Origin of the sequence: Parabacteroides provencensis (assembly GCF_900232875.1) — a bacterium.
GTDB classification, from domain to species: domain Bacteria; phylum Bacteroidota; class Bacteroidia; order Bacteroidales; family Tannerellaceae; genus Parabacteroides; species Parabacteroides chinchillae.
Genome location: NZ_LT960490.1, coordinates 430,647 through 456,772, shown reverse-complemented (window position 1 = coordinate 456,772; position 26,126 = coordinate 430,647). Strand labels below are relative to the sequence as shown.

Sequence of the window (26,126 nt, the reverse complement as noted above, 5' to 3'; positions counted from 1 at the left end):
CAACAATTTGTATCCGGTTTCATAACGATGCATCTCCACACTTCCTGCACGGCACTGCGTTATATTTACAATAACAAGTCCCCTGTCTACCCCTTCTTTCAATAGATTTAAAAACCATTCGTCACAAGGAGCATTGCCACTACCGAACGTTTCCATTACAACACCTTTCAGGCCGGGAATATTCAAAATACTTTCCACTACTTGCGGAGAAATACCGGGGAAAAGTTTCAAAATAGCAACATTGCGATCCAATGCATAATGAGGCTTCAGGGGTTTACGTGAAACGGGATAATATATTTGTGTCATATCATAATTAATAGAAATTCCGGCATGTGCCAAAACCGGATAATTGTATGAACGGAATGCATTAAAATTGTCTGCACTCATTTTGCTGGTACGGTTTCCACGCAGCAAGTCATTTTCAAAAAAAACACAAACCTCAGGAACAACCGGTAAGTCATTCGCACGAGCTGCCGCTATTTCAATTGCTGTCACCAGATTTTCTTTTCCATCCGTACGCAACATGCCAATAGGAAGCTGTGAACCCGTCAAAATAACCGGCTTAGCCAGATTTTCCAGCATAAAGCTAAGAGCTGAAGCAGTAAATGCCATGGTATCTGTTCCGTGCAATACGACAAAGCCATCATACAACGAATAATTTTCAGCAATTATTTTAACTATTTTCTGCCACGAATCCGGTCCCATAGCCGAAGAGTCCATCGGAGGATCAAATTGTATCGAAGAAACGGAGCAGTCCAAATCATTCAAATCCGGCACATGTTTCAATAAATGCTGAAAATTAAATGTTTCTAAAACTCCTGTATCCGGATTTTTAATCATTCCAATGGTTCCACCCGTATATATCAACAAGATGGAAGCTTTCTCTTTCCTATGTATATTCATATATAAAAACAGTTGCTACCTTTCGTTTACATAACGCAAAGGTAGTAACTATCATTTTGTCATCAAAACATATTGCATGATATTTATTGATGCATAATATATTCGCAACAACCGCAACAAAAACCCATAAAAATAATCAAACTGTCAGAATTGTTCCAATATTTGGATGCGCTTTCCTATAGGTGGATGCGTAGCAAAAAGACCACTCAGGCCACTCAGAGCGCTCTCTGCCTGTTTACCCGGATGTTCTATAAAAAGTTGTGCAACATCTTCACGATGCACAGCTTCAATATCAGGGTCAGCTGAGATCTTCCTTAAAGCGCTAGCCAATGCACGAGGATTTTTAGTCATCTCTGCTGCACCGGCATCTGCCATGTATTCCCTTTTACGGGAAATTGCAAAGCGCATTAACATTGAAAAAAAATATCCCACCGCAGCAACCAACATTACCAAAACAATCACAATTGTTCCGTTCCCTTTTCCTTCCCTGTCCCGTGACGAGGTAAATGAAGAATAATAAACAGAGCGCATTGCTATCTGAGCCAACATGGCAAAAATTCCGACAAATACGATTGAAACAATAAGCAACCGTACATCCCGATTACGAATATGGGAAAGTTCATGGGCAATCACCGCTTCCAGTTCTTCATCATTTAACTTATCAATAATGCCCCGGGATAATGTTACAGTGTAGGTATTTTCATTAATTCCACTGGCAAAGGCATTCAAAGAATCGTCATCAATGATGTTCACTTTTGGCATTTTCATACCTTGAGCCATACATAGGTTCTCCACCAAATTATACACACGCTTATTATCCTTTCGCTCCAACGGATGAGAGCCGGTTGCCGAATTGATAATACTGGTATTTGCAAAATAAGCAATAATAAACCATAGCAAAACACCACCCAATACATACGGAGCAAAATGAATAAACATAGCCGTGGAATAACTCAAGATTTGCGTCTGTGTCAGACTATCATCATTATAAGCCAGTAAAAGCAATAAATAACAAAACGCATACAACAGCCCTATCACCAGACAGGGAAAAAGGAAAAGCAAAAGCATGGAACGAAAATTATTCTGCCTCTGCTGTGTATGTATACCAACGTATTGCATTCTTATCAAAACTTAATTTTCGGAGCCTCTTCCAACGTAGCACGCTGTTCGCCTAAATCAAACATTGTTTCTTTATGGAAACCGAACATATTGGCAATAATATTGGACGGGAAAGTTTGGATTGCATTATTCAGTTCCTTTGTTGCCGAATTGAAATAACGTCTTACAGAAGACAATTTGTTTTCCAGGTCTGCAATCTCTTCCTGCAGTTGAAGGAAATTTTGATTTGCTTTCAGGTCGGGATAAGCCTCCAAAGTGATCTTCAAGCCGGAAAGTGCGGAAGTCAGCATATTATCTGCTGCAATTTTTTCATCAATTGTTTTTGCATTAACGGCTCCGTTACGAGCATTGATGACTCTTTCTAATGTTTCTTTTTCGTGTGACGCATACCCTTTTACTGTTTCTACCAATTGCGGAATCAAATCATAACGTTGTTTTAACTGCACGTCGATATCAGCAAATGCATTCTCCCGGTTGTTTCTCAGCTTCACCAAAGAGTTATACAATGAAATTACCCAAATAACAATAACCGCAACAACAGCGATAATAATAATTGATGTCATAGATGTCAAAGTTTATAATTATACTTGTGGCAAACATACATAAAAAACAGATATTATTTCTATTTTTGTTCCATTACTAATTGAATATATCTAATTGTATCATGAAAAAATTAATCGTATCGGCTATATGCCTTTTAAGTGCTACTCTCATTTCAGCCCAAACACCGGAATATAAAGATTGGGCCAATTTCGGTAAATTTACAAAAGCGAACACAACCGTAGAGAAACCGGTGGCTGTATTTATGGGAAATTCCATTACTGAAGGATGGTGGAATAACAATCAGGATTTTTTTACTTCCAACAATTATGCAAACAGAGGTATCGGAGGACAGGTAACATCCCAGATGCTGGTGCGATTCCGTCCTGACGTAATCAATCTTCATCCGAAAGTAGTAGTTATTCTTGCCGGAATAAATGACATTGCATATAACGATTATGCCGTACCATTAAAGAACACGTTCGAAAACATAGCTTCAATGGCCGATCTTGCCCGGGCAAACAATATTAAAGTTATCCTTTGCTCTACACTTCCGGCATACGAATTCCCTTGGCGTCCTGGTGTAAAGCCTGCTCCACTGGTGAAAGAATTAAACAATATGATTAAGGATTACGCAGATAAAACAGGTGCTATTTATCTGGACTATTATACTGCAATGGTTGATGAACGGGGAGGTCTTTCTGCCGAAAATGCGTCAGACGGAGTACACCCTACCACCAAGGGATACAAAATCATGGAACCGATGGTAAAAGCAGCTATTGAAAAAGCATTGAAATAAATTTCCGGACAAGAATTCACTTTTAGTAAAAAGATCCCGATGATTTTATAAAACCATCGGGATCTTTTTTATAAATGACCGGGATGATTTATTTATATCATAATAAAGGACACACAAATTATTTTTTCAAAAAAACAGCAATACTATTTGCAGATTATTATACAATCTCTATATTTGCTGCCGTAACAAGAGAACAAAATGAAAACATTCATAGTAAATACATATTGGTGGTGGCGCTCCGTACAACTCAAAAGTTCGTAAGGGACGAAGCCTATATGTATATACCTGAATAGTAGAAAATACAATAAAGAGGTCTGTCGCACTTGCGGCAGGCCTCTTTTCTTTTTATCACAAAAACATAAAAACAACAAAATAAAAAAGTCAAAGATGAAAACGTATCAAGTAGACAAAAATGGTTACTACGGTGAATTTGGAGGAGCTTATGTTCCGGAAATCCTTCACCAATGCGTAAAAGATCTCCAGAATGCTTACCTCGAAGTATTGGATAGCGAAAGCTTCAAAGCTGAATACGATCAGCTGCTCCGCGATTATGTAGGCCGTCCTTCCCCCCTTTACCTTGCCAAGCGGTTAAGTAAAAAATACGGCTGCAAAATCTACCTCAAACGGGAAGACCTGAATCATACGGGCGCCCACAAGATAAACAACACAATCGGGCAAATCCTATTGGCACGCCGGATGGGCAAAACCCGTATCATTGCAGAAACAGGAGCCGGTCAGCATGGTGTTGCTACTGCCACTGTGTGCGCCCTGATGGACATGGAATGTATTGTGTACATGGGTAAAACGGACGTAGAACGTCAGCACGCTAATGTACAAAAAATGGAGATGCTCGGCGCAACTGTTATTCCCGTCACCTCCGGCAACATGACACTGAAAGACGCCACAAACGAAGCCATTCGCGACTGGTGTTGTCATCCCTCCGATACATATTACATCATCGGTTCTACTGTTGGCCCTCACCCCTATCCGGATATGGTTGCCCGCCTACAATCGGTTATCAGCGAAGAAATACGGAAACAGCTACAAGAAAAAGAAGGCCGGAATTATCCTGATTACCTGATTGCCTGTGTAGGCGGAGGAAGTAATGCAGCCGGAACCATCTACCACTATATTGATGACGAACGCGTAAAGATCGTACTTGCCGAAGCCGGAGGAAAAGGTATCCATTCGGGCATGAGTGCCGCTACCATCCAACTTGGCAAAAAGGGTATCATCCATGGCGCCCGTACCCTGGTGATGCAAAGCGAAGACGGCCAGATAGAAGAGCCTTACTCCATTTCCGCCGGTCTGGATTATCCCGGTATCGGACCAATTCATGCCAACCTGTCCGTCAGTCGCCGGGCAAAGATACTGGCCGTAGATGATGACGAAGCTTTAAAAGCCGCTTTCGAACTAACCGAACTTGAAGGCATTATCCCCGCATTGGAAAGCGCACATGCGCTGGGTGCTCTGCCTAAGGTTGATTTCAAAAAAGAAGACATTGTTGTACTGACAGTTTCAGGACGTGGAGACAAGGATATGGAGACATATATCAATTATAAAAACAACTAATTGAATATCATGTAAACTGGTATTAAATAACACCGTTATGAATTATAAATTTAAAACAATAAGCAAGCGTGTGATGGGCGACCTCCATACCCCCGTAAGCATCTATCTGAAAGTGCGGGATATATACCCGGAGTCGGCGCTATTGGAAAGCTCTGATTTTCATGGAAATGAAAACAGCCTTTCTTACATAGCTCTTTGCCCTTTGGCCAGTATTGGCATCAACAATGGCGAATGCACGGCGGTCTATCCTGACGGAAGCCGCAAAGTAAGTCCGATAACCGAAACGCATAACGTTGCAGATGCAATGAATGCCTTCCTGTCCAGTTTCAGCATAGAAGGAGCCGACCGGAAAGTTTGCGGTCTTTTTGGTTACACAGCCTTCGACGCCGTACGCTATTTTGAGAATATCCCGGTCATGGAAGCGCACCACGAAGAAAATGATGCTCCCGACATGCTATACATATTATATAAGTATATACTGGTCTTCAACCATTTTAAAAACGAACTCGCCTTGGTGGAATTGGTTATTGATGGCGAAAAAGGCAACCTGCAGGAAATCGAGACACTAATCGAAAACCGTAACTACGCCTCCTACAATTTTCAGTCTATCGGTAAAGAAACCTCTCCTATCACCGATAACGAATACAAAACAATGGTGCGCCAGGGCATCCATCACTGCCTGCGTGGCGACGTTTTCCAAATCGTACTGAGCCGTCGCTTCGAGCAACCGTTTAAAGGGGACGATTTCAAGGTTTATCGTGCCCTGCGCAGTATCAATCCGTCACCTTACTTATTCTATTTTGATTTCGGAGGCTTCCGCATCTTCGGTTCTTCTCCGGAGACGCATTGCAAAGTAGCCGACGGACATGCCAGCATCGATCCGATTGCAGGAACAGCCTTCAGAACAGGTAATGTGGAAGTAGACCGCCAGCGTACCGAAGCGCTTCTAGCCGATCCGAAAGAGAATGCCGAGCATGTCATGCTGGTAGACCTTGCCCGAAACGATTTAAGCCGGAACGCACACGATGTACAAGTAGATTTCTATAAAGAGGTACAATATTACAGCCATGTAATCCACCTCGTATCACGTGTAAGCGGAGAGGTCGATCCGGAAAGTAACCCGGTAAAAACCTATATCGACACTTTTCCGGCCGGAACCTTGAGCGGTGCACCCAAAGTTCGTGCCATGCAGCTCATTACCGGAATAGAGAAACACAACCGCGGAGCTTACGGCGGCTGCATAGGATTTATCGGTATGGACGGCGATCTGAACCAGGCCATCACGATCCGCACTTTTGTGAGCCGCGGAAACGTCCTCTATTATCAGGCCGGCGCCGGCATAGTAGCCAAAAGCAATGACGAACGCGAACTGCAGGAAGTAAACAATAAGCTGGGAGCACTGAAAAAAGCAATCGACCTGGCCAATCAACTTATTAATTAACCGGAGGCTTGACAGAATAGCACACAAATATAAATAAACAGATACAAGACAATGAAGATTCTTTTATTCGATAATTACGATTCCTTCACCTATAATCTGCTTCATATACTGAAGGAACTGGACGCCGATGTAGAGGTGTACCGCAACGACAAGATTGCACTGGACGAAGTAGAACGTTTCGACAAGATTCTCCTTTCGCCCGGCCCCGGCATACCGGAAGAAGCTGGCATTCTGCTTCCTCTCATCCGTCGTTATGCGCCAACAAAAAGCATCCTGGGCGTCTGCCTTGGCGAGCAGGCCATCGGCGAAGCATTCGGTGCAAAGCTAATCAACCTGGCGAACGTACACCACGGCGTTTGCTCAGACGTCCGTGTCATCGCCCCCGATCCCCTTTTTGCAGGACTCGAACCCGGGTTTCGCGCTGGGCGTTACCATTCGTGGGCCGTTTCGCACGAAAACTTCCCCGATTGCCTGGAAGTCACTGCAGAGGATTGCGAAGAAGGACAAATCATGGCCCTGCGCCATCGGCGGTATGATGTCCGCGGCATACAATTTCATCCCGAATCCGTCCTTACCCCCAAAGGCAAGATCATTATAAGCAACTGGCTAAAAACATCATTTGCATGAAAGATATATTGTACAGATTGTTCGAACACCAGTATCTGGGTCGTGACGAGGCACGCAGAATACTTCAGAACATCGCCGGAGGAAGTTACAACGACTCCCAGATAGCCAGCCTCATCACCGTATTTCTGATGCGCAACATTTCCGTAGAAGAACTGACGGGTTTCAGGGAAGCATTACTCGAAATGCGAATTCCCATCGACCTTTCCGAGTACAAACCTATCGACATAGTAGGTACGGGAGGCGACGGCAAGAACACATTCAACATCAGTACCTGTGCGTGTTTTGTAGTGGCAGGTGCAGGTTACAACGTAGTGAAGCACGGCAATTATGGAGCCACATCGGTAAGCGGAGCCAGCAATGTAATGGAACAGCACGGCGTTAAATTTACAAACGAAATCGAGCATCTGCGACGTTCCATCGGCGAGTGCCGCATCGCCTACCTGCATGCCCCACTCTTCAACCCTGCATTGAAGGCTGTAGCCTCCGTTCGTAAAAGCCTAGGGGTGCGTAGTTTTTTCAATATGTTGGGGCCGTTGGTAAACCCTGTGATTCCGACCTATCAACTGTTAGGAGTCTACAACCTGCCACTGTTAAGGCTCTACAACTACACGTATCAAGAGAGCGGGACGCATTTCGCCGTAGTACACAGTCTGGACGGGTACGACGAAATTTCGCTTACGGCTGAATTTAAAGTTGCCATGGCAGAGAAAGAAAAACTCTACACCCCCGAAATGCTCGGACTTACCCGATGCACGGAAGCTGATCTGGACGGAGGAGCAACCGTAGACGATGCCGCCCGTATTTTTGATGCAGTCCTTTCGGGAACCGCCACACCTGCACAAACCAATTGTGTAATAGCAAATGCTGCATTCGCCATACAAGTGATCTGTCCTGATAAAAAGATAGCGGATTGTCTCACGGAAGCAAAAGAGGCGCTTTTCAGCGGAAAAGCGTTAGAAACCTTCAAAAAGTTTGTATCACTGAATAGCTGATCGCGCTGGATTGCCAGACAGGAAAAGATGCAATAACTCCTTTTGCTTTCTGCACAAACTATCTTATATTACTTTTCTCTTGACAGAAAAGTAATCAAAAGGTCAAGGCACTGCCTACGCTCGCCGACAGAGGCCGGAAACAAGGGAGCAACGCTCCCTCTAAAGATGGCCGATATCGATAGCTTTGAAAGTTACTGTTATTGATAGCTTAAAAGGTTACTCTATTGGTTTTAATGCTTCCGTCGGGTATTGATTAAAGATGGCTTTAGCCTGGTTTCAATTGCCGTCGGTTGAAACCGACGGAGGCAGTAGATTCTCCTCTTTTAAGGGCTTTAGCCCAATTGAGAAGGATTGTTAAAAGGAGATTTCCAGAAAGAAATTTGGCTAAAGCCAATAAAGATAGATATTCCTTTAATCCGTCAGCTGAAGCAGACGGCAATTGAAACCAGGCTAAAGCCATCTTGAAGAAAGATAACTGAAAACAGGTAACCAGAGAGAGGTAACCGAAAACAGACATATTGAAAACAAGCTCAAAAGCAGGCATAGGCACAGGCTCAAGCCGTATCGGCCATCCCTAAAGAAAGCGCAGCTTTCTTGTTGGTGGCATCAGCGGCCGGGCGTTAAACGCAGGTAAAAGACGTAGCGACGAAACCAGCGGCTGTCTGAGCGAAGCGAGTTCCGCTGGTTAAGCGAAGTCTTTTGCCGAAGTAGCCCGGCCGCTAATGCCTTGACCTTTTGGTTACTTTTGGGTCAAGCCAAAAGTGACAGAAACGATCTTAGACCTTTTGGCTACTTTTCTGTCAAGAGAAAAGTAGCATAGAAACAGCTTGCTGTGCAAGCATAAAGATGCAGCTGCAAGCAAAAGTTACAGAATAGAAATAAAACAGATTATGAAAGATATATTAAACGATATTATAGTCAACAAACGTCTGGAGGTGGCACAACATAAACAGGCTGTTCCACTGCAAACGATGCTCGGCATGGCAAGCGACCGCCTCGACAGAACGCCACTCAGCATGCGGGCAGCGCTGGAGTCATCAGCTGGGATCATTGCGGAATTCAAACGAAAGAGTCCATCGAAGGGATGGTTGTTTCCGAAAGCTGACGCAGCGGTTGTCGTGCCTTCTTATGAGGCGGGTGGTGCTGCAGCATGTTCCATCCTGACAGATCACAATTTTTTTGGAGGTTCATTGGGTGATCTGCAAAAGGCAAGGCGCATATCCACGCTACCGTTGCTCAGGAAAGATTTCATTATTGATCCGTACCAACTATTTCAGGCCAGGGTAATGGGTGCCGATGCTGTTCTTCTGATTGCTGCCGCCCTCACCGTTGAAAAGTGCCGGCAATTAGCAGAGACTGCACACAGCCTGCAACTGGAAGTACTGCTCGAAGTGCACTCCGCCGAAGAACTGGATCACCTGAATGATTGCATCGACATGCTGGGAATAAACAATCGTAACCTCGGAACCTTCCATACAGATGTGCAAAACTCCTTCCGTCTGGCAGAGAAGTTACGCGAACATGCGGAAAAGGAAACGAAAGCACCATTGCTAGTTTCGGAAAGCGGATTATCGGATGCCGAAACGATTATCCGGCTGCGCGAAGGTGGATTCCGAGGGTTCCTCATGGGTGAAGCGTTTATGAAAACCGGAAATCCGGGTAAAGCATTAACCCGGCTAATCCAACAATTATCATGATCGTAAAAGTATGCGGCATGCGCGAGCCGGACAATATACGCGACGTTGCCAGGCTGAACGTGGACTGGATAGGCTTTATCTTCTACCCCAAATCGCCAAGACGATTTGAAGCAGTTGACAATCATCTTCAAGAATACCGCTTGCGCACCTGTCAACTGTCAACCATCAACTGTCAACTGAAAAAGGTTGGTGTCTTTGTCAATGCTTCCGTTGAGACGATGATACAGACAGCTACCGCTTTCGGCCTGGACTACCTGCAACTACACGGCAATGAAAGTCCGGACGATTGCTACGCCCTTCAGAAACGGGGCTATGCCATTGTTAAAGCCATCCCCATAGCTTCCGCCGAAGATTTGGAGCAGACGGTAGAATACGAAGGACGTATTGACTATTTCCTTTTCGATACCAAATGCAATGTTTACGGAGGTAGCGGACAACAGTTCGACTGGAATATTCTATCAACCTATAAAGGTGAGACTCCTTTTCTACTGAGTGGTGGAATCAACCCGGACAGTATTGAAGGCATCCGCCATTTCCGCCATCCCCGGTTTATCGGCATAGACCTGAATAGCGGTTTTGAAACCCAACCCGGACTGAAAGACGTAGAAAAATTACGAACTTTCCTCTCCGCAATCAGAGAAGTCAAGAAATCTAAGAAATCTGAGAAGTCAAAGTAGTTAAGTAGTCAAGTAGTTAAGTAGTCAGAGTCGCTATTATTCTTAACTACTTGACTACTTAACTACTTTGACTTCTAATTAATATTATCAATATGAATCGCATCACAAACTTATTCAACACCAAAAAAGGCGGTATACTGTCCGTCTTTTTCACAGCCGGTTATCCTGGTCTCAACAATACGGCAGCCACCCTTCAAGCCCTTCAAAACAAAGGCATCGACATGGTGGAAGTAGGCATCCCTTTCTCTGACCCAATGGCTGATGGCCCCGTCATTCAGGAAGCAGCCACACAAGCGCTGCGAAACGGAATGACTCTCCGTCTGCTCTTTCAACAATTAAAAAAAATACATCATGATATACATATTCCTGTAATTCTGATGGGGTACCTCAACCCTATCATGCAATACGGATTTGAGGCTTTCTGCCAAAGTTGTGCAGATGCAGGTGTATCCGGTGTTATCATTCCCGACCTTCCATATGCCGACTATATGGAAGATTACAAACCCATAGCCGACCGTTACGATCTAAAAGTCATCATGCTCATTACCCCCGAAACCTCCGAAGAACGCATACGTCTCATTGACGCTCATACCAGCGGATTTATCTACATGGTATCAAGCGCTGCCGTCACCGGGGCACAAAAAGATTTCGATGAAAAAAAGCAAGCCTACTTCCGCCGCATCAATGCAATGGGATTGCGCAACCCACGACTGATCGGTTTCGGCATCAGCAATAAAGCTACTTACGAAGCAGCCGTAGCCAATTCATCGGGCACTATCATCGGTAGTAAGTTTGTACAACTGCTAAAAAGCGAAGCTACACCTGCGGAAGCAGTCGATAAGTTACTGGAAGCTCTGAAACAATAGCAATCTTCGTGATGTTTTATTCATAAATTAAAATCCGAAAAGATGAACAATTTCACATTTCACAATCCAACCCGCCTGATTTTCGGCAAGGGTATGATCGAAAAGTTAACAACGGCCATTCCAGCCGTTCACCACATCATGGTAACGTTTGGAGGAGGAAGCGTAAAGAAAAACGGAGTATACGATCAGGTAATCAGAGCCCTTAAAGGCCGTGATATTGTAGAATTCTGGGGTATCGAACCTAATCCGACCATCGAAACTCTCCGCAAAGCTATCGAGTTGGGAAAAGGGAAGCAGATAGACTTCCTGGTAGCTGTTGGCGGTGGCTCAGTTATAGACGGAACCAAACTGATTTCTGCCGGGCTGAATTATAACGGAGATGCCTGGGACCTCGTAAAAAAAGGTTCTTATTACGATTGTACTCCAATGGGAACTGTCCTCACCCTGCCCGCCACTGGTTCGGAAATGAATAACGGGGCTGTAATTTCCTGCAAGGAGACACAAGAAAAATACCCATTCTACAGCGACTATCCGGTATTCTCCATACTTGACCCGGAGACGACCTTCTCATTACCTTCTTTCCAGATAGCCTGCGGAATTGCCGATACTTTTGTGCATGTGATGGAGCAATATATGACAACCACCGGACAATCCCGGCTGATGGATCACTGGGCGGAAGGAATACTAGATACTCTCGTCGAAATAGCCCCTCAAATCAAAAATGATCCCAAGAATTACAATCTGATGGCCGATTTTATGCTGTCTGCAACAATGGGACTAAACGGTTTCATATCTATGGGAGTATCGCAGGACTGGGCAACTCACATGATCGGGCACGAACTGACAGCACTCCATGGTCTGACCCACGGCGCTACACTGGCTATTGTTTTTCCCGGAACCCTTCGCACCCTCCGTGACCAGAAAAAAGACAAGATTCTCCAATACGGTGAACGTGTCTGGGGCATCAACTATGGTTCGGCCGACGAACGAATAGACAAGGCAATAGAAAAAACAGAACAGTTCTTCCGTAGTCTCGGATTACAAACCCGTTTATCAGAAGTAAACATCGGTGACGAAACAATTACCGAAATAGAACATCGTTTCAACAAACGCGGTGTTGCTTTTGGCGAATGTCAGAATGTAGACGGAAAGACAGCAAGGGCTATTCTTGAAAACTGTAAATAAATGAAGCTTATTTAATACGAAAACAGGGAGGTGATTTTTACACCTCCCTGTTTTTTATTGCAAACTGGCACGCACCCTGCTGAGCGTTTCCGGCGTCATAAGAAGATAGGAAGCAATGTGAGACAATGGTGCACGCTGTATAATTTCGGGATGTTCTTTCAACAAACGGTTATAACGCTCGTTAGCCGTTTCAAAACGGAATGAGTCTGTTTTCCGCTGTGACAAAATGAGCGAATCTTCCAACAAGCCACGATAAATGACTTCGATCTCATAATTTTCGGAAGCTAATTTCAATAATGGATCATGAGGGATCCCATACAAAACTGTATTTTCCAGAGCTTCTACCATCAAATGCGCCGGACGCTGACGAAGAAAGCTTTCGATACAGATAAAAATACTATGCTCACATGCAAAATGTTCTGTCAGATCTTTCTTGTTTTTAAAGTAAAACTGGCGGATCATGCCTTTCTCTACATATCCTATCTGTTTACAGATTTCCCCTTCATTCAGGAATACTGTATTTTTCTTCAGGTCTGTACGGATTAATATAGAGGCCAACTTATCTACAGCTTCTTCACTTATTTGAAACGGAGGATACGATAGCTCTACAATCTTATGTGCTATATCTCTTTGGGAATTCATTCAAAGTCGTTTTTAATCAACGCAAAGATAGAAATTAATTGATATATCCAAACATAGAAAAAGTTCATCAAAACTTATATCAACTATTTATATTCCTGCCAGCTTTTAATCTGAATATCGTCTATACTTAATGTACAGAAGGCTTCGATAAAAGCGCTTGCCAGACGGGCATTCGTGATAAGCGGAATATTCAGGTCTGTAGCAGCACGACGTATCTTATAACCGTTATCCAACTCACCGGCAGAAAGATCACGGGGTATGTTCACCACCATATCAATCTTCTTTTCATGCAACATAGTAAGTGCCTGCGGCTCGCCTTGCTCACTCGGCCAGTACACCTGAGTACAGGGTATATTGTTTTCTGTCAGGAAACGATACGTACCTCCGGTAGCATAAAGATTGTAACCTTTCGCCGCTAACATCTTTGCCGCATCAAGCATTGCCACTTTCTGTTTCGGCGTACCGGTAGAAAGTAGAATGTTCTTTGCCGGAATATGGTAACCGACCGAAAGCATACTCTTCAAAACAGCCTCGGATAGATCATCACCTATACAACCCACCTCACCGGTAGAGGCCATATCCACACCTAATACAGGGTCAGCTTTTTGCAAACGGTTAAAGGAGAACTGGGAAGCTTTGATACCTACATAATCCAGGTCAAATTCATTCTTATTAGGTTTTTCGACAGGCAATCCCAACATAATGCGGGTAGCCAGTTCGATAAAGTTTATCTTCAACACCTTGCTCACAAAGGGGAAGCTTCGGGAAGCGCGGAGATTACACTCTATCACCTTTATCTCATTGCCCTTGGCCAAATACTGAATATTGAACGGGCCGGAGATATTCAGTTCTTTTGCAATCTGCTTGCTGATGCGTTTGATACGGCGGACTGTTTCCACATACAGTTTTTGTGCAGGGAACTGAATAGTTGCATCGCCGGAATGGACACCCGCAAACTCGATATGTTCGCTGATTGCATACATGACAATCTCACCTTTATCGGCAACAGCATCCATTTCCACCTCCTTGGCATGTTCGATAAACTGGCTCACCACAACCGGGTGTTTTTTCGACACATTGGCGGCCAGCTTGAGGAAGCGTTCCAACTCGTCCTGGTTAGAACAAACATTCATAGCGGCACCACTCAGTACATAGCTCGGACGAACCAATACCGGAAACCCGACTTCATCCACAAAAGCATGGATGTCTTCCATCGAAGAAAGCTCCTTCCAGCGGGGCTGGTCTACACCGATCCGGTCAAGCATGGCAGAGAACTTTTCACGGTCTTCGGCATTATCGATACTCTTTGCAGAAGTTCCGAGGATATTGACATGTTGTTCATCCAAACGCATAGCCAGATTATTTGGTATCTGACCTCCAGTAGAGACAATCACGCCGTGCGGATTTTCCAATTCGAGAATATCCATCACACGTTCGAAAGTCAGTTCGTCAAAGTAAAGGCGATCACACATATCATAGTCTGTCGACACGGTTTCAGGATTATAGTTGATCATAACAGAGCGCCAACCTTCCTTGCGGATCGTATTCAACGCCTGCACTCCACACCAATCAAACTCGACTGAACTGCCGATACGGTATGCACCGGAGCCCAGCACAACTATCGAACGGCGGTCGCCGACATATTGCACATCATTCTCTGTTCCGCTGTAAGTCAGGTACAGGTAGTTAGTCTGAGCCGGATATTCGGCAGCCAACGTGTCGATTTGTTTTACGACAGGCAGTATATTATGTTCTTTACGGAATTGACGCACCAGCATCATTCCTTTCTCTATATCATCATCCAAACCAAGAGCCCGTGCAATCTGAAAGTCCGAGAAACCTTGAACCTTCGCCCGGCGAATCAGTGGAGAGTGGACAGGTGACAGTGGACAGGTGACAGGTGCGCAAGCGGTATTTAATTGTCCACTGTCACCTGTCAACTCTCCACTATCAACTGTCAACTGATTCAGTTCTTTATCGGTTTGCATAATACCATACAGCTTTTGCAAGAACCAGCGGTCTATCCTGGTAAGCTCATGTATCTGGTCTACAGTATAACCGGCACGGAAAGCTTTCGAAATAACAAAAATGCGGGAGTCGGTCGGTTCGTGCAAAGCTTTATCTATATCGGGTATGACCAGTTCTTTATTCTCTACAAAACCGTGCATTCCCTGTCCAATCATACGAAGACCTTTTTGAATGGCTTCCTCAAACGTACGTCCGATAGCCATCACCTCGCCTACCGACTTCATGCTGCTGCCCAGTTCACGGGCTACGCCGTGGAATTTTCCCAAATCCCAACGCGGAATTTTACAAACCACATAGTCCAGAGCCGGTTCGAAGAAAGCGCTCGTAGTCTTCGTCACCGAATTCTTCAAGTCAAACAAACCATAACCCAGACCCAGCTTGGCGGCAACAAATGCCAGCGGATAACCGGTTGCCTTTGATGCCAATGCCGACGAACGGCTCAAGCGGGCATTTACCTCAATCACTCGGTAATCTTCACTTTCAGGATCGAAAGCATATTGCACATTACATTCTCCTACAATGCCGATATGGCGAATGATGCGGATTGCCAGCTCACGGAGCTTATGATACTCGCTATTAGTAAGCGTCTGCGAAGGAGCTATCACGATCGATTCACCTGTATGGATGCCAAGCGGATCGAAGTTTTCCATGTTGCAGACAGTGATACAGTTGTCGAAGCGGTCGCGCACCACCTCGTATTCCACCTCTTTCCAACCCTTCAAACTCTTTTCTACCAATACTTGCGGGGAGAAAGAAAAGGCTTTTTCCGCCAGTACATCCAGTTCTTCTTCATTATCGCAAAAGCCCGAACCAAGTCCACCCAACGCGTATGCTGCGCGGATGATAACCGGATATCCCAGTTCTTTGGCTGCACGGCGGGCATCAACAATATTGCCTACCGCTTCACTTTTAATAGTCTTCACCCCTATTTCGTCCAACTTACGGACAAACAGTTCGCGGTCTTCCGTATCCATGATAGCCTGCACCGGCGTTCCTAATACGCGCACATTATATTTCTCCAATACTCCACTCTGATACAAAGCCACACCGCAATTCAGTGCCGTTTGCCCTCCAAAGGCCAATAAAATGCCGTCGGGACGTTCCCTGGCAATTACCTTCTCAACAAAAAAAGGAGTGACAGGCAGGAAGTAAACCGTATCGGCAACCCCTTCGGAGGTTTGCACCGTAGCAATATTAGGATTGATAAGCACCGTATGAATACCCTCTTCTTTGATAGCCTTCAATGCCTGGCTGCCCGAATAGTCGAACTCGCCGGCTTCGCCTATCTTGAGTGCGCCGGAGCCCAGTACCAGGACTTTCTTTATATTTTCTTTCATTGTATTATTATCTTTTCTTTATTAATGCCAATCAGTAATTTAAGAAGCTAAAGCAGTCAGGCTGTTAAGAACAACAGGCTATTTCTATCTGATTGCTAAGTCGCCGAAAACTTCCGACATGTATGCGAATCCCTGCAATTTAATTACAGATGCAGCTGCGGTTAAATTTGAGCTTCTCGCAAACCTGTCCTGTCACAGCAGAGCCACAAAGTCATCAAAAATGAACTCCGTATCCGTAGGGCCGCTGCATGCTTCGGGGTGAAACTGAGCGGAGAAGAAGGGCTTTGTCTTATGACGTATGCCTTCGTTGGTACCATCGTTCATATTGATAAAGAGCGGTTCCCATTCAGTACCCAATGTGTCGTTATCTACTGCATAACCATGATTCTGGGAGGTGACAAAGCATTTTTCCGTACCGACCATACGTACCGGCTGGTTATGGCTGCGATGTCCGTACTTCAATTTATAGATAGAAGCACCACCGGCTTTAGCCAGCAATTGGTTTCCCATACAAATGCCGCAGATGGGCTTATCGCCCTGCAACGCTTTACGGATATTCTGTACGGCAGCATCGCAGGTATCGGGATCGCCCGGGCCGTTTGAAAGGAATAATCCATCGTATTCCAATTGATTGAAGTCATAGTCCCAGGGCACGCGGATTACCGTTACATTCCGTTTCAAAAGGCTGCGGATAATATTATGTTTTACTCCGCAATCGACTAACACAACACGTTTCTTCCCTCCAGCATACGTAATAACTTCTTTGCAGGATACTTTATCCACATAGTTTACATTTCCATATTGCCCGAAACCGGACACATTCTTCTCATCATCGTCTCCAATAATAATGCGTCCCATCATTACACCATGTTCGCGCAACTTCTTTGTCAACGCACGGGTATCAATGCCATAAATGCCCGGAATGCCCTCATCCTTCAGCCAGTCGCCAAGGCTTTCCACTGCGTTCCAATGGCTATATTCATGGCTGTAGTCGCTCACAATAATTGCTTCCGCATGTATCTTTTCGCTCTCCATAAAGGTTGCAATCCCTTCTTCATTGAAGGTGCGTGGAGGTACTCCATAATTGCCTACCAACGGATAAGTCAAGACCATCAACTGACCGGCATAAGAGGGATCGGTCAAACTTTCCGGGTATCCTGTCATGGCAGTGTTGAACACTACTTCGCCGGCAATGTTTTTATCAGCACCAAAAGAGATGCCTCGGAAAACAGTACCGTCATCCAGAATCAATGTTGCTTTTTTTTCTTTCTGCATATAATCCATATGTTGTGTCATTTGACTAAATATTCTTCTTCCATGTAATTAATGAAAGCTTTATTTACCAACCGTGCTCCTCCCTGTGTCGGATAATCGCCCGAAAAATACCAATCGCCCGGATGGTCAGGACAAGATGCGTGCAGCCCTTCCAAAGTCTGATAGACAATCTCCACCTTTGCCCGGGTCTTCTCCGTGGTAAGCAGTTCAACCATCTTAGCCGATATCTCCCGGTCGGTAAAAGGAGCATAAATCTCCTTTACATAGTTTACGATCGGATCGCTCCCTGCCATCCGTTGTTCTTTTGCCTTCCGGTAAGCCTCCAGGATGATGTTTTCCATTCCCCGGTCTCTCAATAATGCCACTGCTGCCTTAAAGGCTATAAATTCGCTCATCCGCGACATATCAATACCATAATAATCCGGGTATCGAACCTGGGGAGAAGAAGAAACTATGACGATCTTCTTCGGATGCAAGCGATCGAGGATACTGATAATGCTTTGCTTCAGGGTTGTTCCGCGAACAATACTATCGTCTATCACGACCAGATTGTCTATATACGGCTCCAAACTTCCGTAAGTAATATCGTATACATGAGCAGCCAGATCGTTACGGCTGTTGCCTTCGGCTATAAAGGTACGCAATTTTATATCTTTAATCGCCACTTTCTCACAACGAACGCGCTTAGAAAGGATATCAGACAATTCTTGTTCATTAAGAAGGCGTTTGCTACCGATAATCTGTTCGGTTTTAAGGCGGTTCAAGTAATTGTTTAATCCCTCCTGCATACCAAAATAAGCAACCTCCGCCGTATTTGGGATGAAAGAGAAGACAGTATGATCCAGATCATGATCTACAGCGTTCAGTATATCGGGCACCAGATTGCTGCCCAGCAGCTTCCTTTCCTTATATATATCTACGTCGCTACCCCGGGAGAAATAGATACGTTCGAAAGAGCAAGCTTTATTCTCTTTCGGTTCTATGATCTGTGAAGTCCGGATTTCTCCCTTCTTATTGATAAAGAGGGCTTCTCCCCTATTCAGTTCTTTTATATCCTCTACTTGCACATTCATTGCAGTCTGTATAACCGGACGTTCCGAAGCAAGTACAGCAATCTCGTCGTCCACATAGTAAAAAGCCGGACGAATACCCCACGGATCACGTACACTAAAAAATTCGCCACTACCTGTAAGGCCGCATATTACATAACCTCCATCCCATTGTGGAGCACAGCGTTTCAGTACGTTTGACAGATCAATCTGATTTTCTATAGCATGGGTAATATCCATTCCGGTCAACCCCTCTGCCTCACTCTTGCAATAAAGACGTTCTACTTCACGATCCAAACGATGCCCCATCTGCTCCAACATGATATATGTATCGGAGTATTTACGCGGGTGTTGACCGATAGCTGTTATCTCATGGAAAATATCGTCTACGTTTGTCAGGTTGAAGTTACCGCAAAGAGCCAGATTCTTGGCACGCCAGTTATTGCGCCGTAAAAAAGGATGGATATAAGAAATACCGGATTTGCCGGTGGTACTATAACGGAGATGCCCCATATAAAGCTCTCCTGCAAAAGGAAGGTTAGCCTTGGCGTAATATGGATCATTCAATTTATCGGAAGGTAGTTCTTTGTAATGTTGATGAACAGCAGAAAATATATCTGTTATTGCACTTGTTCCAAGTGCCCTTTCACGAAACATATATTCTTCGCCGGGACTTGCTTCCAGTTTAACACAAGCTAAACCGGCACCTTCTTGTCCGCGGTTATGCTGCTTTTCCATCAGCAGATAAAGTTTATTGAGCCCATACATCCAGGTTCCATACTTCTCGTAATAATACTCTAAAGGTTTCAGTAACCGAATCATGGCGACTCCACACTCATGTTTAAGTACTTCCATTGGGGTTTTATTTTAATACGGCGACAAAGTTACAAATATTATATTTCATATTGATTATAAATAAGCCCGATAAATAACATATTAACACAAATAATTATCAAATACAGCATTTAGTTAATTTATATATAAAACATCAGACAAATAGACAAAATAACAATTAGCTAAAAACATCCTACTATAAAACTATAAATTATAAGTATTTCTGCTCATTTATCTAACAATTTAAAGCCTGTTGCTTCCCGGACCTAAATTAAACAAAAATCAAGAGACAATAATATATTTCAATATGAAACATAAAATTATATTTGCATATCATTTAGACACATATTGCAGAAATAATAAATCAAATAGATATACAAAATGAGCAAAAAAGATCATTTCACCAGTCAAAGAGGCTTATACAACTCTGCTTACGAACACGATGCATGTGGAGTTGGAATGTTAGTTAACATTCATGGAGAGAAATCACACAACATTGTTGAATCGGCTCTAAAAGTATTGGAAAATATGCGGCATCGGGGGGCTGAAGGGGCTGACAATAAAACTGGAGACGGTGCTGGCATCATGTTACAGATTCCCCATGAATTTATTTTACTTCAAGGGATTCCTGTACCTGAAAAAGGTAAATATGGAACCGGACTTGTGTTTCTACCCAAAGATGAACAACAACAAACTGCCATACTCAGCATTATAATAGAAGAAATAGAAAAAGAGGGGCTAACATTAATGCATCTCCGAAAAGTACCGGTTAACACAAGTATTTTAGGAAAATCTGCACAGGAAACTGAACCGGATATTAAACAAATATTTGTTACCGGCTGTAATGACCAACAAACTATGGAGCTAAAGCTATACATCATTCGTAAACGAATTGAGAAAAAAATCGCTTCAGCCAATTTACCTGGAAAAGAAAACTTCTATATCGTATCCTTATCTACCAGAAGTATTATATATAAAGGTATGCTGGAGTCGATGCAGTTGCGTCACTATTTCCCAGACTTAACAAACCATTATTTCACCAGCGGGCTGGCATTGGTACATTCACGTTTTAGTACCAACACATTTCCCACATGGAGTTTGGCACAACCTTTTCGACTGCTTGCACATAACGGGGAAATCAATACGATTCGCGGAAATCGCGGATGGATGGAAGCTCGTGAAAGTGTCCTGTCTTCATCCAACATTCCCGATATAGAAGATATACGCCCTATTATTCAACCAAACATGAGTGACAGTGCCTCTCTTGACAACGTACTCGAGTTTTTTGTAGCTTCCGGAATGAGCCTTCCTCATGCTATAGCAATGTTGATACCGGAAAGTTTCAACGAGAAAAACCCTATCTCCGAAAGTTTAAAAGCTTTTTATGAATATCACTCCATCCTTATGGAACCATGGGATGGCCCTGCAGCACTTCTATTCAGTGATGGTCGTTATGCCGGAGGTATGCTAGACCGTAACGGGTTAAGACCTGCACGCTATCTGATTACGAAACATGACATGATGGTAGTAGCCTCGGAAGCAGGCGTAATAGACTTCGAGCCAAATGAGATCAAAGAAAAAGGTCGTTTACAGCCGGGAAAAATACTTCTCATTGACACTGAAAAAGGTGAAATATATTACGACAGTGAATTAAAAAAGGAACTGGCAAACGCCCAACCTTATCGTACATGGCTTGCCAACAACCGGATAGAACTGGATGAAATAAAGTCTGGAAGAAAAATTCCTCATATTGTAGGCCAGTTCGACCAACGTTTACATATTTTTGGTTACAACAGGGAAGATATAGAACGCATTCTCATACCTATGTCCACAAATGGTACGGAACCGATCGGTTCTATGGGAAACGACACACCGTTGGCAGCTTTGTCCACCCGCCCACAACTATTGTACAACTACTTCAGGCAACAATTTGCACAGGTCACTAACCCACCTATTGATCCGATCCGCGAAGAGTTAGTTATGAGCCTGGAAGAATATATCGGGGCTGTGGGTAACAAAATCCTCAGTCCGAATGAAAACCATTGCAAAATGGTTAAACTAAATCATCCTATTCTTACAAATACACAATTAGATATTTTATGTAATATCAGATACAAAGGGTTCAAATCAGTCAAACTACCCATGTTATTTGAAGTAGCAAAAGGATGCAAAGGACTTCAATCTGCATTAGAAAAACTCTGTAAGCAAGCTGAACAATCCGTTGCCGATGGGGCAAACTACATTATACTTAGTGACAAAGGGATAGACAAAGAACATGCTCCCATCCCGTCATTACTTGCAGTCAGTACCGTACATCATTATCTGATTTCAGTACAGAAACGCGTACAGACAGCTCTTGTCGTAGAAACAGGAGACATGCGCGAGATAATGCATGCTGCCCTTTTATTGGGTTATGGCGCCAGTGCTATCAACCCTTATATGGTATTTGCGATTATCAAAGATATCGTAGACAACCAAGTCATCCAGCTTAACTACGAAACCGCCCGCAAGAATTATATCAAAGCAATATGTAAAGGATTGTTCAAAGTTATCAGTAAAATGGGTATCAGCACTATTCGAAGTTACCGTGGAGCCAAACTATTCGAAGCTATCGGCCTCAGCAGCGAACTAGCAAACACATACTTCGGAGGAACTACCAGTAATATAGAAGGTATCCACTTAGATGAAATTACCAGCGATATTATTGCCATGCACAAAGAGGCTTTCAAACAAACATCAGGCAGCCCACTTCCCAACGCCGGAGTCTATTCTTTCCGTAAAGATGGAGAAAAACATGCATGGAACCCGGAAACGATCGCTACCCTTCAACTCGCTACCCGGTTGGGAAGTTACAAAAAGTTTAAAGAGTATAGCCACCTGATTGATAATAAGGAGACACCTATTTTTTTACGCGACTTTCTTACATTCAGAAAACAGAAACCCGTACCACTGGAACAGGTAGAACCTGTTGGCGATATTATGAAACGTTTTGTTACCGGTGCAATGAGCTTCGGATCAATTAGTCGTGAAGCACACGAAACCATCGCTATAGCTATGAACCAAATACACGGACGGAGTAATACAGGAGAAGGAGGAGAAGATCCGGCACGTTTTATTCCTGGAAAAGATGGCACATCCCTTCGTTCTGCCATCAAGCAAGTGGCATCCGGCCGGTTCGGAGTTACTGCCGAATACCTGGTAAATGCAGATGAAATACAAATTAAAATCGCACAAGGAGCAAAACCCGGCGAGGGAGGACAACTACCAGGCTATAAGGTAAACGACATTATAGCCAAAACACGTCATTCTATTCCGGGCATCTCACTGATTTCGCCGCCACCTCATCATGATATATACTCTATAGAAGACCTCGCACAACTTATCTTTGATCTGAAAAATGTTAATCCGCATGCCGAAATCAGTGTTAAGCTGGTAGCCGAAAGCGGAGTAGGAACGATTGCTGCTGGTGTGGTTAAGGCCAAAGCAGACCGTATTATCATTTCCGGTGCCGAAGGTGGTACCGGTGCTTCTCCTGTAAGTTCCATTCGCTATGCCGGTGTGTCACCCGAATTAGGTTTGTCCGAGACACAACAAACATTAGTCCTCAACAATCTTCGCGGACAAGTTCGCCTGCAATCCGACGGACAACTGAAAACCGGACGCGACATTATTCTAATGGCCTTGCTCGGCGCTGAAGAATTTGGATTCGCCACCTCTGCCCTTATTGTCCTGGGATGCGTTATGATGCGCAAATGCCATATAAATACCTGCCCGGTAGGAGTTGCCACACAAGACGAAGAACTACGCAAGCGTTTCCGCGGACGCAGTGAGTATCTGGTAAACTTTTTCACTTTCCTGGCAGAAGAAGTCCGCGAATATCTGGCTGAATTAGGCGCTAAAAGTTTGGATGAGATTATAGGACATACGGATTTGCTTATCCGTAAACCATCAGACTCAATTGCCAAGCATGATCTGCTTAATTTTGACAAGCTAATTCATTTTCCGGCAGAAGGTAAACAAAATGCCATTCACAAAACGACAAAGCAAGCGCACCTGATAAACAATGTAAAAGACATTGACATCATTAAACATGCTATGCCTGCCATCAAGTTTCAGCACGAAATATCACTGAACTATACCATTGCCAACACAGACCGTTCAGTAGGAGCCATGTTATCCGGTGAGATTGCAAAACATTATGGTAATACAGGCCTGCCAGACAATACCTTAAACATCAAATTCAAAGGTTCTGCAGGACAAAGTTTTGGAGCATTTCTGGCACATGGTATCCATTTCCGCCTCGAAGGAGAAGCCAATGATTATTTAGGTAAAGGATTAAGCGGCGGTCGCATCAGCCTGATACCTCCTGTACAATCTACCTTCAGAGCCGAAGAAAACACTATTGCCGGTAATACTTTAATGTATGGGGCTACTAGTGGAGAAGTCTATATCAACGGACGTGCAGGAGAACGTTTTTGTGTACGTAATTCCGGCGCTATTGCTGTGGCAGAAGGGGTAGGTGACCACTGTTGCGAATATATGACAGGCGGACGTGTGGTCATACTTGGGCAAACCGGACGAAACTTTGCAGCAGGTATGAGCGGAGGAATAGCCTATGTATGGAATAAAGCCGGCGATTTTGATTACTTCTGTAACATGGAAACGGTGGAATTATCACTCATAGAAGACAGTAATACCAATAAAGAGTTGAACGAATTAATCCGCAAGCACTACCACTATACAGGTAGCCTACTGGCCAGAAAAATGCTCGATAACTGGAACAAATACTCCGGAGAATTCATCTGCATCATCCCGATAGAATATAAAAAGGTACTGCAGGAAGAACAGATGATGAAGCTACAACAAAAAATAGCCGAAATGCAACGGGATTATTAACTCCGGAACCACCCGGCCGGGTGAGACCTCGTCACGCGTACGCGTGACACACTACCACGCGGTAAGGTGATGAACTACCACGCGGTAAGGTGACAGCTTATCACCAAAACGGATGGAATTAATAACAAACAAAACATCATTAAAAAGAAGTACAACAATGGGAAATCCAAAAGCATTCTTAACCATACACAGACAAGAAGCAGGCTACAGGCCTGTACATGAACGCATAGGCGATTTCAGCGAAGTAGAACAAACATTGAACAGCAACGACCGGCGCACACAAGCATCACGTTGCATGGATTGCGGCGTACCTTTCTGCCACTGGGCTTGCCCGTTGGGTAATAAACAGCCCGAATGGCAAGACCTGCTTTACAGAGGACGCTGGAAAGAAGCCTACCACTTGTTGGAACAAACATGCGACTTTCCTGAGTTTACCGGACGTATCTGCCCGGCTCTCTGTGAAAAAAGCTGTGTGCTGAAATTAAGCTGTAATGAACCTGTCACCATCCGTGAAAATGAAGCAGCTATCATAGAAATGGCTTTTCGTGAAGGTTATATCACACCAAAACAACCAATCCGCAATGGAAAACGCGTTGCAGTTATTGGTAGTGGGCCGGCCGGATTGGCAACAGCGCAACAACTGAATCGCCGGGGCTATGAAGTCACTTTATTTGAAAAAGACGAACTGCCGGGTGGTTTACTTCGCTTCGGCATCCCAAATTTCAAATTAGGGAAAAACATCATAGACCGCCGGATACGGCTGATGAAAGACGAAGGTGTCATCTTTAAAGTAAACACGATGGTAGGCAAAGAGATATTGGCAAAAGATGTACTGGATTCCTACGATGCTATTTGCATAGCCATCGGATCGGAAGTTCCACGTGACCTGCCAATCGAAGGACGTAACCTGAAAGGCATTCNACAATCGCACGTGTACTACACATCGAAGTACGTAACCTGAACTTCATACATTTGTCACTGGAATTGCTATCTCAACAGAACCGCAAACTGGAAGGTATCCAGATTCCACCTAAAAACATTATTAACTGTAAAGGGAAAAAAGTACTCATCATCGGAGGAGGCGACACTGGCAGCGATTGCGTAGGAACGGCTAACCGTCATGGAGCGGCAAATGTCACGCAAATAGAAATTATGCCTAAACCTCCGGTAGAGTACAATCCACAAACATCTTGGCCCATGTACCCGCAAATATTAAAAACCAGCAGTAGCCACGAAGAAGGATGTCTACGTCGTTGGAATTTGGCATCCTGTCGATTTATAGGAAATGGAAACACACTTACAGGAGTAGAAGTGGAAGAGGTGAAATGGACATCTCCTATAAACGGTAGTCGTCCTGATATAAAAAAAACCGGCAGGAAAGAGATTATAGAAGCCGACCTTATATTCCTTGCCATGGGATTCGTGCACCCGGAGCAAGAAGGACTGATCAAAGAACTCTCACTACCAGTCAACGAACGCAAGAATATATCCGTAAACAAAAAAAACCAGACAATTATGGATAAAGTCTTTGCCTGTGGAGATGCAGTCAGCGGAGCCAGTCTGGTTGTAAAAGCTATGGCATCCGGAAGAAAAACAGCAGAAGAAATAGATAAATATTTAATGAACAAATAACTTTATAAAGAACAA

17 protein-coding genes and 1 pseudogene are annotated in these 26,126 nt (G+C 44.1%); 11 read left to right on the top strand and 7 right to left on the bottom strand.

Annotated features, from left to right (window positions below; genetic code table 11):
- The 3 genes from CTY47_RS13345 to CTY47_RS13335 all read right to left on the bottom strand — a co-directional run.
- Positions 1-903 (bottom strand): asparaginase (locus CTY47_RS13345; protein WP_099465258.1); only part of this gene is annotated, 903 nt, incomplete at its 3' end.
- Positions 904-1,047: 144 nt separating this feature from the next.
- Positions 1,048-2,022 carry a M48 family metallopeptidase gene (locus CTY47_RS13340; protein WP_099465257.1) on the bottom strand — a complete coding sequence of 325 codons (975 nt, stop codon included), beginning with the start codon at positions 2,020-2,022 and terminating at the stop codon, positions 1,048-1,050.
- A gap of 5 nt (positions 2,023-2,027) precedes the next feature.
- A complete protein-coding gene (locus CTY47_RS13335; RefSeq protein WP_099465256.1) occupies positions 2,028-2,585 on the bottom strand; it encodes a LemA family protein in 558 nt (185 codons plus the stop codon).
- 101 nt (positions 2,586-2,686) lie between these two features.
- Between CTY47_RS13335 and CTY47_RS13330 the strand changes: the two genes are divergently transcribed.
- The 9 genes from CTY47_RS13330 to CTY47_RS13275 all read left to right on the top strand — a co-directional run bounded on the left by CTY47_RS13330 (position 2,687) and on the right by CTY47_RS13275 (position 12,418).
- Complete coding sequence (locus CTY47_RS13330; protein ID WP_099465255.1) at positions 2,687-3,361, top strand: SGNH/GDSL hydrolase family protein; 675 nt, start codon at positions 2,687-2,689, stop codon at positions 3,359-3,361.
- Between the two features lie 387 nt (positions 3,362-3,748).
- A complete protein-coding gene (gene trpB / locus CTY47_RS13320; protein WP_099465254.1) occupies positions 3,749-4,933 on the top strand; it encodes a tryptophan synthase subunit beta in 1,185 nt (394 codons plus the stop codon).
- A 37-nt stretch (positions 4,934-4,970) separates the two neighbouring features.
- Positions 4,971-6,374 carry an anthranilate synthase component I family protein gene (locus CTY47_RS13315; protein ID WP_099465253.1) on the top strand — a complete coding sequence of 468 codons (1,404 nt, stop codon included), beginning with the start codon at positions 4,971-4,973 and terminating at the stop codon, positions 6,372-6,374.
- 51 nt (positions 6,375-6,425) lie between these two features.
- Positions 6,426-7,001, top strand: coding sequence for an anthranilate synthase component II (locus tag CTY47_RS13310; RefSeq protein WP_099465252.1), 576 nt, complete (start codon positions 6,426-6,428; stop codon positions 6,999-7,001).
- On the top strand, positions 6,998-7,993 hold the full coding sequence (gene trpD, locus CTY47_RS13305; RefSeq protein ID WP_099465251.1) for an anthranilate phosphoribosyltransferase: 996 nt from the start codon (positions 6,998-7,000) through the stop codon (positions 7,991-7,993). The genes CTY47_RS13310 and trpD overlap by 4 nt, the downstream gene beginning before the upstream one ends.
- A gap of 890 nt (positions 7,994-8,883) precedes the next feature.
- A complete protein-coding gene (trpC, locus tag CTY47_RS13290) occupies positions 8,884-9,690 on the top strand; it encodes an indole-3-glycerol phosphate synthase TrpC (protein WP_199163428.1) in 807 nt (268 codons plus the stop codon).
- The gene (locus CTY47_RS13285) at positions 9,687-10,367 is read left to right on the top strand and encodes a phosphoribosylanthranilate isomerase (protein WP_099465249.1); all 681 of its coding nucleotides are present in this window, start codon (positions 9,687-9,689) and stop codon (positions 10,365-10,367) included. Before trpC ends, CTY47_RS13285 begins: the two co-directional genes overlap by 4 nt.
- A 92-nt stretch (positions 10,368-10,459) precedes the next feature.
- Positions 10,460-11,233, top strand: a complete 774-nt coding sequence (trpA, locus tag CTY47_RS13280; RefSeq protein WP_099465248.1) for a tryptophan synthase subunit alpha — start codon at positions 10,460-10,462, stop codon at positions 11,231-11,233.
- Positions 11,234-11,275: 42 nt separating this feature from the next.
- Positions 11,276-12,418 (top strand): iron-containing alcohol dehydrogenase, encoded by a 1,143-nt coding sequence (locus tag CTY47_RS13275; protein WP_099465247.1) that lies wholly within the window; start codon positions 11,276-11,278, stop codon positions 12,416-12,418.
- 54 nt (positions 12,419-12,472) lie between these two features.
- Here the strand turns inward: CTY47_RS13275 and CTY47_RS13270 are convergent, their stop codons facing one another.
- The 4 genes from CTY47_RS13270 to CTY47_RS13255 form a co-directional block, all read right to left on the bottom strand.
- The gene (locus tag CTY47_RS13270; RefSeq protein WP_099465246.1) at positions 12,473-13,060 is read right to left on the bottom strand and encodes a Crp/Fnr family transcriptional regulator; all 588 of its coding nucleotides are present in this window, start codon (positions 13,058-13,060) and stop codon (positions 12,473-12,475) included.
- 83 nt (positions 13,061-13,143) lie between these two features.
- Positions 13,144-16,425, bottom strand: coding sequence for a carbamoyl-phosphate synthase (glutamine-hydrolyzing) large subunit (gene carB / locus CTY47_RS13265; protein ID WP_099465245.1), 3,282 nt, complete (start codon positions 16,423-16,425; stop codon positions 13,144-13,146).
- A 192-nt stretch (positions 16,426-16,617) separates the two neighbouring features.
- Positions 16,618-17,721 (bottom strand): glutamine-hydrolyzing carbamoyl-phosphate synthase small subunit, encoded by a 1,104-nt coding sequence (gene carA / locus CTY47_RS13260; RefSeq protein ID WP_099465244.1) that lies wholly within the window; start codon positions 17,719-17,721, stop codon positions 16,618-16,620.
- The gene (locus CTY47_RS13255; protein WP_099465243.1) at positions 17,718-19,604 is read right to left on the bottom strand and encodes an amidophosphoribosyltransferase; all 1,887 of its coding nucleotides are present in this window, start codon (positions 19,602-19,604) and stop codon (positions 17,718-17,720) included. Before CTY47_RS13255 ends, carA begins: the two co-directional genes overlap by 4 nt.
- Positions 19,605-19,964: 360 nt before the next feature.
- Here CTY47_RS13255 and gltB point away from each other — a divergent pair, with 360 nt between their 5' ends.
- Together gltB and CTY47_RS13245 are read left to right on the top strand one after the other, a co-directional pair.
- A complete protein-coding gene (gltB, locus tag CTY47_RS13250) occupies positions 19,965-24,479 on the top strand; it encodes a glutamate synthase large subunit (protein ID WP_099465242.1) in 4,515 nt (1,504 codons plus the stop codon).
- Between the two features lie 157 nt (positions 24,480-24,636).
- A pseudogene (locus CTY47_RS13245) lies at positions 24,637-26,111 on the top strand (glutamate synthase subunit beta).
- Positions 26,112-26,126: the final 15 nt, after the last annotated feature.